The 14859-nt window shown below is 74.2% G+C and carries 12 protein-coding genes and 1 pseudogene; 5 read left to right on the top strand and 8 right to left on the bottom strand.

The features are described from left to right. Positions 1-21: 21 nt before the first annotated feature. Entirely contained in the window at positions 22-918 is an 897-nt protein-coding gene (locus tag ACQYWQ_RS26405; RefSeq protein WP_431038055.1) for an arginase family protein, read from the bottom strand. A gap of 57 nt (positions 919-975) precedes the next feature. On the opposite strand from ACQYWQ_RS26405, the gene ACQYWQ_RS26400 reads away from it, so the two are divergent. Further along, positions 976-1347, top strand: coding sequence for a DUF6204 family protein (locus tag ACQYWQ_RS26400; protein WP_431038053.1), 372 nt, complete (start codon positions 976-978; stop codon positions 1345-1347). A gap of 2 nt (positions 1348-1349) precedes the next feature. On the opposite strand, the gene ACQYWQ_RS26395 is transcribed toward ACQYWQ_RS26400, so the two are convergent. Then, complete coding sequence (locus tag ACQYWQ_RS26395) at positions 1350-2045, bottom strand: GNAT family N-acetyltransferase (RefSeq protein ID WP_431038051.1); 696 nt, start codon at positions 2043-2045, stop codon at positions 1350-1352. Between the two features lie 47 nt (positions 2046-2092). On the opposite strand from ACQYWQ_RS26395, the gene ACQYWQ_RS26390 reads away from it, so the two are divergent. From ACQYWQ_RS26390 to ACQYWQ_RS26375, 4 genes and pseudogenes are all read left to right on the top strand, one after another. Then, on the top strand, positions 2093-2785 hold the full coding sequence (locus ACQYWQ_RS26390; protein WP_431038049.1) for an HAD-IA family hydrolase: 693 nt from the start codon (positions 2093-2095) through the stop codon (positions 2783-2785). Continuing rightward, on the top strand, positions 2782-3558 hold the full coding sequence (locus tag ACQYWQ_RS26385; RefSeq protein WP_431038048.1) for a metallophosphoesterase family protein: 777 nt from the start codon (positions 2782-2784) through the stop codon (positions 3556-3558). The genes ACQYWQ_RS26390 and ACQYWQ_RS26385 overlap by 4 nt, the downstream gene beginning before the upstream one ends. 37 nt (positions 3559-3595) lie before the next feature. Continuing rightward, positions 3596-4108 (top strand): MarR family winged helix-turn-helix transcriptional regulator, encoded by a 513-nt coding sequence (locus ACQYWQ_RS26380; protein ID WP_431038046.1) that lies wholly within the window; start codon positions 3596-3598, stop codon positions 4106-4108. Beyond that, positions 4105-5331: pseudogene (locus ACQYWQ_RS26375) on the top strand (MFS transporter); the annotation flags it as partial. The gene ACQYWQ_RS26380 and the pseudogene ACQYWQ_RS26375, both read left to right, overlap by 4 nt. Before the next feature lie 344 nt (positions 5332-5675). Here ACQYWQ_RS26375 and ACQYWQ_RS26370 read toward each other — a convergent pair. The 6 genes from ACQYWQ_RS26370 to ACQYWQ_RS26345 all read right to left on the bottom strand — a co-directional run bounded on the left by ACQYWQ_RS26370 (position 5676) and on the right by ACQYWQ_RS26345 (position 14791). Beyond that, a complete protein-coding gene (locus tag ACQYWQ_RS26370) occupies positions 5676-6614 on the bottom strand; it encodes a S66 peptidase family protein (protein WP_431038045.1) in 939 nt (312 codons plus the stop codon). Continuing rightward, positions 6611-8626 (bottom strand): S9 family peptidase, encoded by a 2016-nt coding sequence (locus ACQYWQ_RS26365; RefSeq protein ID WP_431038043.1) that lies wholly within the window; start codon positions 8624-8626, stop codon positions 6611-6613. Before ACQYWQ_RS26365 ends, ACQYWQ_RS26370 begins: the two co-directional genes overlap by 4 nt. 56 nt (positions 8627-8682) lie before the next feature. Further along, on the bottom strand, positions 8683-10044 hold the full coding sequence (locus ACQYWQ_RS26360; protein ID WP_431038042.1) for a M20/M25/M40 family metallo-hydrolase: 1362 nt from the start codon (positions 10042-10044) through the stop codon (positions 8683-8685). Next, positions 10037-10879, bottom strand: coding sequence for a M55 family metallopeptidase (locus tag ACQYWQ_RS26355; RefSeq protein ID WP_431038041.1), 843 nt, complete (start codon positions 10877-10879; stop codon positions 10037-10039). Before ACQYWQ_RS26355 ends, ACQYWQ_RS26360 begins: the two co-directional genes overlap by 8 nt. Positions 10880-11565: 686 nt before the next feature. Then, positions 11566-14040, bottom strand: a complete 2475-nt coding sequence (locus tag ACQYWQ_RS26350) for an MFS transporter (RefSeq protein ID WP_431038039.1) — start codon at positions 14038-14040, stop codon at positions 11566-11568. Between the two features lie 307 nt (positions 14041-14347). Beyond that, the gene (locus ACQYWQ_RS26345) at positions 14348-14791 is read right to left on the bottom strand and encodes an SRPBCC family protein (protein ID WP_431038038.1); all 444 of its coding nucleotides are present in this window, start codon (positions 14789-14791) and stop codon (positions 14348-14350) included. Positions 14792-14859 lie beyond the last annotated feature (68 nt).

Genomic DNA, 14859 nt, shown 5'->3' with positions numbered 1-14859 from the left:
TCCCGTGCGGTCGCGCCCCTCTCAGTCGCGGGTGAACGCCGCCGTGAGCAGGTCGGCCAGCGTGTCCCCCGCCGTTCCGTCCGGGTCCTTGTCCGGGTCGTAGATCGTCACGTTGAGCCCCACACAGTCGGGGCTCGCGAGCAACGGCCGGAGCAGGGAGGCGAGTTCGTCCGGCTCCAGGCCATCGGGGTCGGGGCTGTCCACGGCCGGCATGACGGCCGGATCGAGTACGTCCGCGTCGCAGTGCACCCAGTACCCCGCCCGTCCCCCGCCGCCCAGCTCGGCCGCGAGCGCCGCCCCGACGGCGTCCGGGCCCCGCTCGCGCAGGGCCCCGATCGTGACGACGCCCATCCCGAGCGAGGTCAGCTCGGGGATGTCGGCGTCGCCGTCCCTGATGCCCGCGTAGCGGATGTCCTCCTCGCGCAGGTAGGGGCGCAGCCCGTCGATGTCCGCGAGGTCCGCCTGCCCGCGCCCGGTGGCGATCGCGACCTCCTCGCCGGCCGCCGCGCCGACGGCGGGCGCGTTGCCGAGGTGCCGGAAGTCGGCCGAGGCGTCGGCGGCGAGGAGCCCGTAACGACCCCTGCGGCGCAGCGCGAGCGAGGCGCCGAGCTGGATCGCGCAGTCGCCGCCGAGCACCACAGGGAAGTCGCCCGCCGCCAGGGAGGTCCCGATGCGGTCCGCCAGTCGCCTTGTGTACACGGCGAGTTGGGGTGCGTGGAAGACGCCGTCGCCCGGGCGCCAGTCGCCGCGGTCGTACGCGGGGGCGGGGACAGCGCCCCCGTCGTGGGCGCCGATCCGCCGGGGCAGGTCTCGCGCGCGCAGCGCCGCGGCGAGGCCGTGGCACCCGGGCACCGCGCCGGGCGCGGGGGGTCGCAGGCCGAGGTTGGAGGGCGCGTCGATTATCACCGTGCGTCGCATACCGCCCATCCTCTACGGTGGCGCGGCACGCTTCACCTCTGTTTCCGGGAAGGCACCATGAGCAGCGCCACCGCACCCGCCGGGCCCCAGGACGGGCAGCACACCTACCGCGTCACCCTGCGCGGGGTCTGGGCACCTCGCGACGAGGCCGAGCGCGAGACGCTGCGGGGCGGGCTCGCGGAGGCGGACGGTCTCGGCGCGATGCGGTTCACGCCGGAGGGCTCGCTCGCCTACGACCGGACGCTGAAGGCGTTCTCGTTCCGGATCGAACTGCGCTCGGACGCGGAGGACGGTGAGGAGATGGCCGCCGCGCTCGCCGAGGAGCGTCTTGAGCACATCCTGCGTGAACGAGGCTTGCACTGCGGTGAGTTGCGGTCGGCCGTGACCGATCTCGACACGATGAAGGTCAACCGCAGGCGGCGCGGCTGACGTTACGCGACCGCGGACACCATCTCGCTGGTGAGCGCGAAGCGTTCGTGCCCGCGCCAGGCCCCGTCGACGTACAGGAAGTCGGGCGAGTAGCCCTCGTGGCGGAAGCCGAGGCGGCGGGCGAGGGCGCACGAAGCGGTGTTCTCCGGCTGGACGTTGATCTCCAGGCGGTGCAGGCCGAGCGCGGTGAACGCGTACCGGATGACGAGGCCGAGCCCCTCGGTCATGAGGCCGCGTCCCTCGGCTCCCGCGAAGGCGCCGTAACCGAGCGCGCCGCAACGGAACGCTCCGTGAACGATGTTGTTGATGTTGACGAAGCCCGCCAGGGTGCCACCCGCCACGGCACCACCCGTCGTCGCACCGCCCGCCCCCACACCGCCCGTCCTCGCACCGCCCGCCACGGCGTCGTCCGCGCGGGTGCGCAGCAGGAATCCCGCCCGCTCGGGCTCGGCCAGGCGGTCCGCGTAGGCGGCGAAGGCGTTCGCGTCGGCGGGCATCGACAGCCACGGGTGGTGCAGTGCGCGGCTCGCGCGCACCCGCGCGACGAACGCGGGCCCGTCCTCGTGCCGCAGCGCGTGCAGCGTCGTACGGGGTCCTTCGGCGAGGACCGGGGCGGGCCCGGGCGCGGGAAACGCGGGAGGGGTCGCGAGGAGCGCGGCGGGGCCAGGGGACACGGGGGGTACGGGGCCTTCGGTCACCGCCGTACGCTAGCAAAGCCCGTGCGATCCGTGGCAGGCTCACGCACATGCGCAAGACCCCGCTCCTCCGCGCCGTCCTGCTCGACGTGGACGGTGTCCTGCTCGATTCGGCGGCCGTGCACCGCCGCGTGTGGGACGCGTGGGCGGCACGCAACGGGCTCGACCCGGACGCGGTGTGGCCCCTCACCTTCGGCAGGCGCCCCGAGGACACGGTCCGCGCGGCGGCACCCGGCCTCGACGTGATGGCTGAACGGCGCGTGCTCGACGGCATGTTGGCGGCCGAGGGGGACGCGGTGCCGCCCGTGCCCGGAGCCGGCCGGCTGCTCGCCGCGCTCGACGCCGCGCGCGTGCCGTGGGCGCTCGTCACCTCGGGGGATCGCGCCACCGTACCCGCGCGCTTCGCCTCGGCCGGGCTGCCGCTGCCACGGGTGCGCGTGTACGGCGAGGACGTCGTACGGGGCAAGCCCGCGCCCGACTGCTACGCGCTCGCCGCCGCCCGGCTCGACGTGCCGCCGCCGGTGTGCGTGGCCGTCGAGGACGCGCCCGCGGGCGCGCGGGCGGCGCGCGAGGCCGGGTGCCACGTCATCGGGCTCACCACGGCGTACGGGCCCGAGGCGCTCACCGCCGCGCACGCGCACGCCGCGAGCCTCGCCGAGGTCCACGCCGCGCTCTCCGCCCTCGGCGTACTCCCCGCGCCCGGCTTGAACCCCGTGAACGGCGCGGCGAACATGACCGGATGAGCCATCCCGCACGTTCCGTCGCCGTGCTCTCCGACATCCACGGCGTCCTGCCCGTTCTGGAAGCGGTCCTCGCCGAACCGGATGTCCGCGACGCCGAACTCGTGGTTTTCACCGGTGACTTGGCAGCGGGGCCACAGCCGGTCGCGGTCCTGGACCGCTTGACGGGCCTCGGCGGGCGCGCCGTGCTCGTACGGGGCAACGCGGACCGCGAACTCGTCGCCCTCGCGCGCGGCACGCTCCCCGGCGAAGCGGCCTGTGCCGTCGACCTGTGGGCCGCCCGGCAGCTCACGCCCGCCCACCTCGCCCTGCTCGACGGCCTCCCGCACCCCGTGGTGCGCGAGGTCGCGGGCTTCGGGCCTGTCGTGTTCTGCCACGGCACCCCGCGCGACGACGAGGAAGTGGTGCTCGTGGACACCCGCCCGGCGCAGTGGGCGGAGGTCTTCGCGGGGCTCCCTGACGAGGTGCGGACCGTGGTGTGCGGGCACACCCACATGCCCTTCGTGCGGCTCGTCGGCGGGCGCCTCGTCGTCAACCCGGGCAGCGTCGGAATGCCGTACGGCCGTCCAGGCGGCTCCTGGGCGCTCCTGCGCGACGGGCAGGCGGCCGTGCGGCACACGCCCGTGGACGTCCCTGCGGCGATCGACGCGGTGGTGGCGGGATCGGCGTACCCCGGGGCGCGGGCCTGGGCGGAGACGTACCTGCGGGCCGGAATCGGCGACCTGGAGGCGCTCGCGGCGTTCGGACCGCGCGACGGAAGGGAGATGCACAAGTAACTTGACAAAGTTACTTGTGCATTTTTACTCTCCTCGTATGCCCGACCCGTCCAGCTCCCCCGACCCGTCCAGCTCCACCGGCTCCCCCGACCCGGTCTCCCCCACCCCTGAGACCGCCCAGCGCCTCAATGACGCGATCCGGCGCCTCCGCGCCCGGCTGCGCACCGCGTCGGGCCAGCACGCGACCGGGCTCACGCCGACCCAGCTCACCGTCCTCGCGAGCGTCGTGCGTGAGGGCCCCGTGACCGCCGCGCGGCTCGCCGCGCTCGACCACGTCAGCGCGCAGTCCATCGCCCAGAGCCTCACGGTGCTCAAGGCCGCCGGGCTCGTCCGCACCGAGCCCGATCCCTCCGACGGCCGCAAGAAGCTCACGAGCGCGGCCCCCTCGGCCGCCGAGCTGATCGAACGGCTGCTCGCGGGCCGCGCCGCCTTCCTCGCGCGCGCCATCGACGAGGTCGTGCGCCCCGATGAGCGGCCCGTCCTGGACAAGGCCATCGAGCTGCTCGAACGCCTCGCCCGCGCGGGCCTCGACGACGAGGAACCGGTGTGAGGGCCGTGCGGCAGCGCCAGGAGGCCACCGGCGAGGACGCACCGGGCACCCCCGAAGCGCCCCGCACGCCCTTCTCGTGGCGCTTCACCACTCCCCTCTACCTCGGCTCCAGCCTCAACCCCGTCAACAGCTCGATCATCGCGACCGCCCTCGTCCCCCTCGCCACCGATCTGGGACTCGCGGTCGGCGCCACCTCCGTCCTTGTCTCCTCGCTCTACCTCGCGAGCGCGGTCGCGCAACCCACGGCCGGCAAGCTCGCCGAGGTCGTCGGGGCGCGCCGCGTCTTCCTCGGCGGCATCGTGCTCGTGCTGCTCGGCGGGATCGTCGGCGGCCTCGGGCAGGATCTGGCGACGCTCACGGTGGCCAGGGTCCTCATCGGGCTCGGTACGTCCGCCGCGTTCCCGTGCGCGATGGTGCTGATCAGGCGCCGTGCCGAGGAGGCCCGGATGACGAGTCCGCCGGGCTCGGTGCTCGGCGGCGTCGCGATCTCAGGGATGGCGACAGCGGCGTTCGGGCCGCCGCTCGGCGGTCTTCTCGTCGGCGCGGCCGGCTGGCGCTGGGCCTTCCTCGTCAACATTCCCTTCACCCTCCTCGCGCTCGCCATGACCGTGCGGTGGCTTCCGGCCGACCCTCCGCCCGACCGCTCCCCGCACCCCTTGCGCCGCGTCGCCGCACGGATCGACCTCGCAGGAGTCCTCGGTTTCGCCGCGTCGATGACCGCGCTCGTCGTCTTCCTCATGGGCCTGCCGCACCCCTCCTGGCCCGCGCTCGCGGTCTTCCTCGTCGCCGCCGTGCCGACGGTGTGGTGGGAGCTGCGCAGGCAGGACCCGTTCTTCGACCTGCGGGGCCTCGCGGCGAACGGCGCGCTGTCGCGCACCTACCTGCGCCAGGCGCTGTCGCTGCTCGGCACGTACACCGTCATGTTCGGAGTCACGCAGTGGACGCAGGACACCTACGGGATGTCCGCGCTGAAGACGGGGCTGATCCTGCTGCCGATGGGCGCCGTCTCCGCGCTCCTGTCGCGGCCGCTCGCGGGCCGCAACCTCGTCCGGGGGCCGCTCGTCGCCGCGGCCGTGTCGATGCTGCTCGGCCCGGCGGGCATCCTGCTCCTGGACGCGGACAGCCCGGTGTGCGTCCTCGTCCTCGTGTCCCTCGTCTTCGGGATCACGACCGCGACGACGACAGTCGGCAACCAGACGATGCTGTACGTCGCCACCCCGCCGGAGCGGATCGGCACCGCGTCCGGGCTCTTCCGCACCTTCGGCTACCTCGGCACGATCACGTCGTCCGTCATCGGCGGCATCGTCTTCCGCGGAGGCACGAGCGACGGCGGCCTGCACACGCTCGGTCTCGTCCTGGTCGGCGCGGGTCTCGCCGTCCTCCTGCTCACCGTCCTCGACCGGCGCCTCATGCGCGGCGGTGGTACGGGCGGCACGGGAGCCGGGACGGGCGGTACGGGGCACGGCGCCCCCGTACCGCACCCCGCCCCCGTACCGCCCCCCCGCCCCCGTACCGCACCCCGGGCCCGTACCGCGCCCCGGGCCCGAGTAGCGGGCGCCCACGGGTCTCAGGCGAGCGCGGGTTCCGCGAGCGTCAGCGTCCCCGCGTCCGCGTCGAGCACGGCCCGCACCCCGAGCGGCATCGTGAGCGCGCCGGTGCCGTGCCCGAAACCGAAGTTCTCGATCACGGGGACGCCCAGTCCTCCCAGGCGGTCGGCGAGCAGCGGGCGGACCTCGCTCTCGTACGGGCCGCACTTCTCCCAGGAGCCGAGGAGGATGCCGCGCACGCCGTCGAGCAGCCCCGTGCGCAGGAGTTGCGTGAGGACGCGGTCGATGCGGTACGCCCCCTCGCCGACGTCCTCCAGGAGGAGCAGCCCGCCCGCGCCGGTCGGTCTCGCGTGGGGGGTGCCCCGTTCGGCGGCGAGGAGGGAGGCGCAGCCGCCGAAGGTGATGCCCTCCGCGCGTCCGGGGACGAGGGCGCGGGCGCCTTCGGCGGCGTGCAGGACCTGGACGGTCTCGGGTGCGAAGAGACTCGCGCGCAGGTGGGCGCGGGCCCCTTCGTGCTGGAGGAAGTCGATCCCGGCCGCCATCGGGCCGTGCAGCGTGGCGAGGTGCAGGCGCGTCGCGAAGTCCTCGTGCAGCGCGGTGATGTCGCTGAAGCCGAGGAAGGGCTTGGGCCCCGCGGCGCGCATCGCGTCCCAGTCGAGCAAATCGCTCGTGCGCTGCGCCCCGTACCCGCCGCGTGCGCACAGCACGGCGTCCACGGCCGGATCGCACCACGCGGCCCGGAGATCGGCCGCGCGGTCCGCGTCCGTGCCCGCGAGGTACCCGAACTCCGGGTGCCTGTCGAGGACATGGTCACCGACGACGGGATCGAGGCCCCACTCGCGCAGGAGGTCGATGCCCGGCTTGAGACGGTCATGGGGTACGGGGCCGCTCGGCGCGACGACAGCGACGCGCGCGCCGGGTGTGAGGCGGGCGGGGCGGGTGAGCGGTTCGAGGCTCACCGCTGCTCCGCCCTGCGCAGCTCCAGGTGCGGGATGCCTGCGGCTTCGAAGCCGAACGTCTGCGCGTACAGCGAGAGTTCGGCCTCCAGGCAGCGCACCATCGTGTCGAGCCTGCGGAAGCCGTGGCCCTCGCCGTCGAAGGTGAGGTATGCGTGCGGGACACCGCCGCCGGGGGCGCTCGCGAGCGCGGCCAGGAAGCGTTCGCACTGCACGGGCGGGCAGATGGGGTCGTCGAGGCCCTGGAGGAGCACGAAGGGCGCGGTGACCTGCTCGGGGTGGTTCGCCGGGGAGCGTTCCTCGTAGCGCGCGGGGACCTCGGCGAGCGGGCCGATAAGCCCTTCGAGGTACTGGGACTCGAAGTCGTGGGTGCCGCTCGTGGCCCAGCCTGCGAGGTCGAGGATGGGGTAGAGGATCGTGCCGCAGGCGTAGACGTCGGTCGCGACGAGCGAGGCGCCCGTGGTCCAGCCGCCCGCGCTGCCGCCGCGCACCGCGAGGCGCTCCGGGTCGGCGAGGCCCTCGTCGGCGAGGGCGCGGGCGACGGCGGCGCAGTCCTCGACGTCGACGATCCCCCACTGCTCGCGCAGCCGCTCGCGGTACTCCTTGCCGTAGTGCGCGGAGCCGCCGTAGTTGACCTCGGCGACGCCGATGCCGCGCGAGGTGAAGTAGGCGATCTCCAGGTCGAGTACGCAGGGCGCGTAGCCGGTGGGCCCGCCGTGCGCCCACATCACGTACGGCGCGGGCGTCCCCGCGGGGCCGGTGGCCTCGGGGTGGTGCGGCGGGTAGAGGTGTACGTGGATGTCGCGGCCGCCGGGGCCGGTGAAGACGCGTTCCTCCGCGACGGGGTAGTAGGCGGGGTCGACGGCGTCGTGGTGCGGGGCGGCGACGACGCGGGCGTGTCCTGTGCCGGTGTCGAGTTCGACGATCTCGGCGCCCGAGGCGGGACCTGCGGCGACCCCGGTGACGCGGCTGCCGTGCACGGCGAGGGTCGCCGACCACTCGGTCCAGGGCCCCGCCGCGTCCACGAGGGTCCCCGCCGCGGGATCGAGGATGCCGAGCGCGTTGCCGCCGCGCCCGTGGAGCATCGCGACGAGCCCGCCTTCCAGGGGTGCGAACCAGCGCAGTCCCGCCTTCCACAGCGGGCCGCCCGTCTCCTCCTCGCGCGGGCACAGGTTGACGGCCTCGCCGCTCGCGGGGTCGACGCGGTGCAGGTTCCACCAGTTGCCGCGCTCGGTCGCCGCGAGCAGCGCGCCCTCGGGCGTGAACTCGGCCTGTGCGACAGCCTCCCCGGGCCCGCCGATGAGGGTGCGCGGGTCGGTGAGGGTGCCCTCGGGAGTGATGCTCGCGTGACGCAGCTCGGTCCCGTCCCAGGGCATGCGGGGGTGGTCCCAGGCGAGCCACACGGCCTGCGTACCGTCCGGGGAGAGCTTGGGCCCGGTGAGGAACCGGTGGGCGTCGTCGGTGAGTTCACGCACCGCCGTACGGTCCTCGGCGGCCGAGCCGTCGAGCGGTACGGCCGCGAGCACGCGCCGCAGGTCCGTCGGCCCCTCGCCCGTGAACTCCTCCAGGACGCACCACACTTCGTCGCCGCTGGGCGCGAACACCGGCTCGCACCAGCGCAGTCCCGCCCCGACGCCGGAGAGCGGTGTGAGCGGGCGCGGCGCGCTGTCGGGCGCGTCGGGCTCGACGGCGTACAGGCGCTGGTCGCCGAAGTGCGTGAAGACGACGAGTGGCCCGTGCTCGCCCGTGCGTCCCGTCCACGGGAAACCCCCGTACCCCATCACGCTGTTGCGCACGTTCCACGGTGCGGGCAGCGCGCTCTCCTCGGTGCCGTCGGCGCGCCGCCGCACGAGTGTCCTGCGGCCGCCCTCGGCGGGGCGCGGCGCGGTCCACCACAGCTCGTCGCCGACGTGGCCCAGGTGGTCGGGCGAGCCGTCGTGGCTCGCGGCGGTCGCCGCGTCGATCGGCGACGGCCAGGTGCCGTAGGGGAGTTGTGCGGGGGTGCTGCTGCCCATAGGGGCCCCTCTCGGAAGGTGCGTACGACGGAGTACGGGAGCCTCGCCGCGTCCGCTCAGGCGGTGCGCAGGAAGCGGTCCAGGACGCGGACACCGAAGTGGAGGGCGTCCACGGGGACGCGCTCGTCGACGCCGTGGAAGAGCGCGTTGTAGTCGAGCCCCGGCGGCATGCGCAGCGGTGAGAAACCGTAGCCCGTGATGCCGAGGCGCGAGAACTGCTTCGCGTCGGTGCCGCCCGACATGCAGTACGGGACCGGGATGCCCTCGGGCGCGAACTCCCGTACGGCTTCCCGCATCCGCGCGTACGTGGGCGAGTCGAGCGGGGCCGTCAGCGCGGTCTCGCGGTGGTGGAACTCCCACTCCACGTCGGGCCCGGTCAGCTCGTCCATCGTGGCCCGGAACTCGTCCTCGTGCCCGGGCAGGAACCGGCCGTCGATCATCGCCGTGGCGCTGCCGGGGATCACGTTGACCTTGTAACCGGCGTCGAGCATCGTGGGGTTGGAGCTGTTGCGCACGGTCGACGCGACGAGCGAGGCGGCGGGGCCGAGCTTGGCGAGGTAGGCGTCGACGTCGAAGTCCGGTGCGTCCAGGTCGGCTTCGAGCCCGTAGACCGCGCCGATGTCCTTGAGAGCGGCGCTCACGACGGGCGTGAGGCGGACGGGCCACCGGTGGGCGCCGATGCGCGTGACGGCGGCGGCGAGGCGGCTCACGGCGTTCTCCGCGTTCGCCTTGGAGCCGTGCCCGGCACGGCCTCGCGCGGTCAACTTCAGCCAGGCGGTGCCGCGTTCGCCTGCGGCGATGGGGTACAGCTCGTTGCCGGAGCCGTCGTGGAAGGTGAAGGCCCCGGACTCGCTGACGCCCTCGGTGACCCCCTCGAAGAGGTGGCCGTGCTGTTCGGCCAGGAACTCGGAGCCGTCCTCGGCGCTCGCCTCCTCGTCGGCGGTGAAGGCGACGACGACGTCACGGCGCGGGCGAACCCCGGTGCGGTGCCAGGAGTTGAGGACCGCGAGGATCATCGCGTCCATGTTCTTCATGTCGACGGCACCGCGCCCCCACACGAGCCCGTCGCGCACCTCGCCCGAGAACGGGTCGACGCTCCAGTCGGCGGCCTGCGCGGGCACGACGTCGAGGTGGCCGTGCACGAGGAGCCCGGGCGCCGTGGGGTCGGTGCCGGGGACGCGGACGACGACGTTCGCGCGGCCCTTGGTGCGCTCCAGGAGCACGGGCTCGTGCCCGGCCTCGGCGAGGCGGGCCGCGCAGTACTCGGCGGCGGGGCGTTCCTGGCAGTCGCCACCGCCCCTGTTCGTGGTGTCGATGCGGATGAGGTCCGACGTGTAGGTGACGACCTCGTCGAGGGAAAGGGCGTCGGGGCTCCCGGCCGCGGGGCTCCCGGCCGCGGGGGTCTGCTGCTCAGCCATACTGCTCCTCCACTGCTCCGGAGGCGATCGAGCACACCGACTTGAAGGTGCGGTACGCCTCGTACATGGTCGGGCTCTCGAAGGAGACCTTGCGTTCGCCCGCGCGCTCGACGCCGGGGATCGCGGTGACGGACTGCGAGAGGTGGGCCGCGTCGAACTCGACTTCGACCGTGTGCGGCGCCGCGGGTACGGGCTCGTGGCGGCCTGCGAGCGCGACGGCCTCCCTCGCCGCCGCGTGGATGTCCCTGGCCGTACGGGTGGGGGTGCGGCAGATCGCCGCGTACCGCGAGACATGGTCCTTGACCGCGACCTTGCGGGCCTCGGGCGCGTAGCCGTCGGCGTCCCGGCAGGCGAGGTCGTCACCGGTGACGAGGATGACGGGGATGCCGTACTCGGCGACGAGCGCGGCGTTGAGCAGGCCCTCGCTCGCGCGCCGCCCGTCGAGCCACACGCCGGTGATCTGGTTGGCGAGGAAGGTGTGCGCGAGGACGCCCTCCATACCGGCCCCCGCGTGGTAGCCGACGAAGGCGATCGCGTCGGCGGCACGGGCGCCCTCGTACTGCGCGCCCTCGACCATGCTGAGGTCCTTGTGCTTGCCGGTGAGCATCTCGACGCGCTCGTCCATCCGCTCGATGAGCAGATTCCGCATCGACCAGTGCGCCTCGTTGACGAGCACGGAGTCCGCGCCGCCGTCGTAGAAACCGCGCACGGCGGCGTCGACGTCGGAGGTGAACATCGGCCGGCACCGCTCCCAGAGCGGGGTGCCGGGGAGTACGTCCCCGGGCCAGGTGACCCCGGTGGCGCCCTCCATGTCGGCGCTGATCAGAATCCGCACGCGTCCTCCTTCCCTCGGGGGCCGGGCCCGTGCCGGGCGGCCCCGTCAGAGTAGATCTTGCGGCAGGCGCGCAGGTCAATGGCCTTCCCACCGAGGTGAAGGCACCGCCAATGGCCGTACCGGTGACGGCACGGCTGCCGCGTGCCGGCCCGGGGTCCTGCCGCGGGACGGCCTCAGCACGGCCCCCGGCCTCCCGCGCCCGGCGGGCGGAGCACGCGTGCGCCTCGCCCGTGTCGGCCCGTGCCGTGCGGCACGGGCGCGAGCCGGCGGTGAGGGCCGCGGGGCCGGGAGGGCGGGCCGCCGCGAACGCAGTGGGCTCGGCGACAGCGTCCGGCGGGGGCGGCGCGGGGGCCGGGGGCGTACCGGGCACGGCACCCGCGGAGCGCGGCACCCGGGCGCGCCAGCCAGGGCGTGGAAAGACGCCCGCCCTCCTCCCGGAAGCGCTCGGGAAGGAGGGCGGACGCCGGGGCGGCCCGGCAGGGGAGGCGGCCGGGACCGCCGGTCTGTGCGGCCGTCAGCGGCCAACGACGCCATCAGCGGCCATCAGCGGCGTCAGCGGCCATCGGCGTCAGCGGCCATCGGCGTCAGCGGCCATCAGCGGCGGCGGCCTTCGGTGGCGGCGGCAGGCCCGCCGTTCGGGGCCCGCCCGGCACGTGTGCACGGGCGGCCGCACCCGGCCGGGCAGGTCAGTCCTCGTGGCCCAGGAGGAGGTCGCGTTCCGTACGGCCGCCGCCCGCCACCTGGAGGACCGTGGCGACCGGCGGGTAGCCCGCCGCGATGACCGTGTACTCGCCGGAGGACAGGTCCACGAAGCGGAAGCTGCCGTCGGCCTCGGTCGTGAGCGAGTCGACGACGTTGCCCGCCGCGTCGAGCAGCGTGACGCGCGCGTCCTCGACGGGGCGCCCGCCCCTGGCCCGTACCGTCCCGCGCAGCACCGCTCCCCCGGCCAGCTCGATGTCCTGCCGCGTCTCGCGCGCCGCCTGCACGCTGAGCGGCAGTGCGGCGGGCCGGAAGGCGGTCGCGCTCGCGGCGAGCGTGTACTCCCCCGCGACGAGGTCGTCGAGCACGTACGCCCCGTCGTGCTCCGCGCGCGCGTGCCCGACGACCTCGCCGCGCACGTCCGTGAGCGTCACCGACGCGCCCGCCACAGGCGTGCCGTCCGCCGTGACGACCCGCCCCGCGAGCCGCCCCGCGCCGCCGAGCACGACATCCAGTTCCACGGGCCGCTCCGCGACGGTCACCGTGACCGCCTGCGGCTGGTGCCCTCCCGCGGCCGCGATGAGCACGTACGAGCCGATCCCCGGCGTCGCGAGCGCGTACCTGCCGTCCTCGCCGCTCGCCCCGCGCCCGACCTGCTGCCCCGTGATGTCGATGAGCGTGAGCGCGGCGCGCGGTACGGGGCTGCCGTCCGGGTGCTGGACGCTGCCGCACACGGGGACGCCGGGGCCCGCGTGCGGGGTGCGGCTCGCGGGGAGGCGGACTTCGGTGGTGTCGGCGAGCGTCTCGGGCCCCGGCTCGGCGGGCTGCTCTGCGGGGGTGTGCGCGGCGGCGGTGGACACGAGGGGGGTCTCCTTCAGGAAGCAGGCGATCAGCAGGCCGAGGGCGAGCACCGGCACGAGGTAGAGGAAGATCCTCGGCATCGCGTCGGCGTACGCCTGGATGAATCCGTCCCGCAGCGCCGCCGGGAGGTGGTGCACGAGCTGCGGGGTCACGGACTCGGGGTCGGGCAGGGTGTCACCGGCGCCCGCGGGCAGCCGGTCGGCGAGCGCGTCGGCGAGGCGGCTCGCGAAGAGGGTGCCGAAGATCGCGGCGCCGACGCTGCCGCCGATCTGCCGGAAGTAGTTGTTCGCGCTCGTCGCCGTGCCGAGGTCCCCGGGGCGCACGGCGTTCTGCACGGCGAGGACGAGGACCGGCATGATGAGCCCGATCCCGGCGCCGAGCACGGCCATCCACACGCTGTAGGTGAACCGCGAGGTGCCGATCTCCAGGCGGGACAGGAGCCACATGCCGAGCGTGGAGAGGACCCCGCCGAGGATCGGGTAGATCCGGTAGTGCCCGGTGTGCGTGATGAGCTGGCCCGCGACGATCGAGGCGATGACGACGCCGCCCATCATCGGCAGCATGAGCAGCCCGGACTCGGTGGCGCTCGCCCCGTCGACCATCTGGAGGTACGTGGGCAGGTAGCTCGCCGCGCCGAAGAGCGCGACGCCGACGACGGCCCCCACGAGCCCCGTCACGTTGAAGGCGCGTTCGCGGAACAGGCGCAGCGGGATGAGCGGTTCGGCGGCGTAGTGCTCGGCGAGCAGGAAGAGCGCGGAGCTGACGACGGCGCCCGCGCCGAGCCCGATGATCATGCGCGAGCCCCACGCGTACTCGGTGCCGCCCCAGCTCGTGAGCAGCACGAGGCACGCGGACGCGACGGCGAGCAGGGTCGCGCCGAGCAGGTCGAGCTTCGCCTTGCCGCGCGGCTTGGGCAGTTTGAGCACGACGGTGACGACGGCGAGGGTCAGCAGTCCGAAGGGGACGTTGAAGTAGAAGCACCAGCGCCACGAGACATGGTCGGTGAAGAAGCCGCCGAGGAGCGGCCCGGCGACCGAGGCGAGCCCGAAGGCGGCGCCGATGAGGCCCATGTACCTGCCGCGTTCGCGCGGCGGCACGATGTCCCCGATGATCGCCTGCACGCCGATCATGAGCCCGCCCGCGCCGATGCCCTGGATGGCGCGGAAGGCGATGAGCTGGTCCATCGAGCGGGACCAGCCCGCGAGCGCGGAGCCGACGACGAAGACGAGGATCGCGAACTGGAAGACGCCCTTGCGCCCGAAGAGGTCGCCGAGCTTCCCGTAGATCGGCAGGCCCACGGTCGAGGTCAGCAGGTACGCGGTGATCGCCCACGACATGCGGTCGAGGCCGTGCAGTTCCCCGACGATCTTGGGGAGCGCGGTCGCGACGATCATCTGCTCAAGCGCCGCGAGGAGCAGCGCGAGCATGAGCCCGAGGAAGACGGTGCGGATCTGGGCCCGGGTCAGGGCGGGCGCGGGTTCCCGCGGGGGCGGGTCTTCGGTCCGCGGGGGTACGGGGCTGGGGTGCGCCGGCTCGGCGAGGGGCGCGCCTCCCCGTTCGTCGAGCCCCGGCCAGTTCTCCGCCAGCGTCGTACCGCTCACCCTTGTCCCCTTCGTCCGCCCGTGCGGGGACCGTTCTCGCATCGCGTTCCGTGGCGACGCAAGTACGAAGAGTGGGGAGAAAGGGGTGGTGGTGCGCGGGCGCGCGGGCATCTGCGCCGGTGAGGGCCTTACGGCGTATGGCGGGAGGGATACGGAGATCCACTCGTCTCAGTGACATTCCTCCGCGGGCGGGAGGGGACGCGGGTTGACGCCCGCCCGGCTTGCGGCGACTCCGCCCGGGACCCCGTTCACCGAACGCCGGAGGGGCTGGGCACGCCCAGCCCCTCCCGAACGCGCCGCGGGCTGGTCACGCCCCGAAGTGCGCGGCCAGCTTGGCGAGTTCCGCGTCATAGATCCGCGCGAGCCCCTTCGGCGCGAACGTCTTCTCGAAGAAGCCGCCGATGCCGCCCGCCCCGTCCCACGTCGTCGTCACGACGACCCGCGAGGCGCCCTCGCCGCTCGGGGTCACCGTCCACGTCGTCACCATCGAGGAGTTGCGGTCCTTCTCGACGAGCTGGCCGTCCTGCGGCTCACCGACCTCCAGGAGGCAGTCCCTGATCCGCTTGCTCGTCGCCTGGAGCTTCCAGTGCACGAGGGTGCCCTCGCCGTCGCCGCCCTCGCGCACCTCGTACTCGCTGAACTGTTCGGGCAGGAGCTTCTCGCGCGTGCCGCTGTAGTCGGCGAGCGCGTCGAAGACATCCTCGGGGCCGGCCGCGATGATCCGCTCCGTCGTGGCCTCGACCTGCGCCATTGCACTACCTCCAGGGACTTCGCCGGGTGTTCCCGCACGCCCGCCGGGCGGCGGTGGGGCCCACCCAA

This window comes from Streptomyces sp. P6-2-1 (assembly GCF_050613165.1).
GTDB lineage: Bacteria > Actinomycetota > Actinomycetes > Streptomycetales > Streptomycetaceae > Streptomyces.
This window is presented reverse-complemented; position numbering and strand designations above follow the sequence as displayed.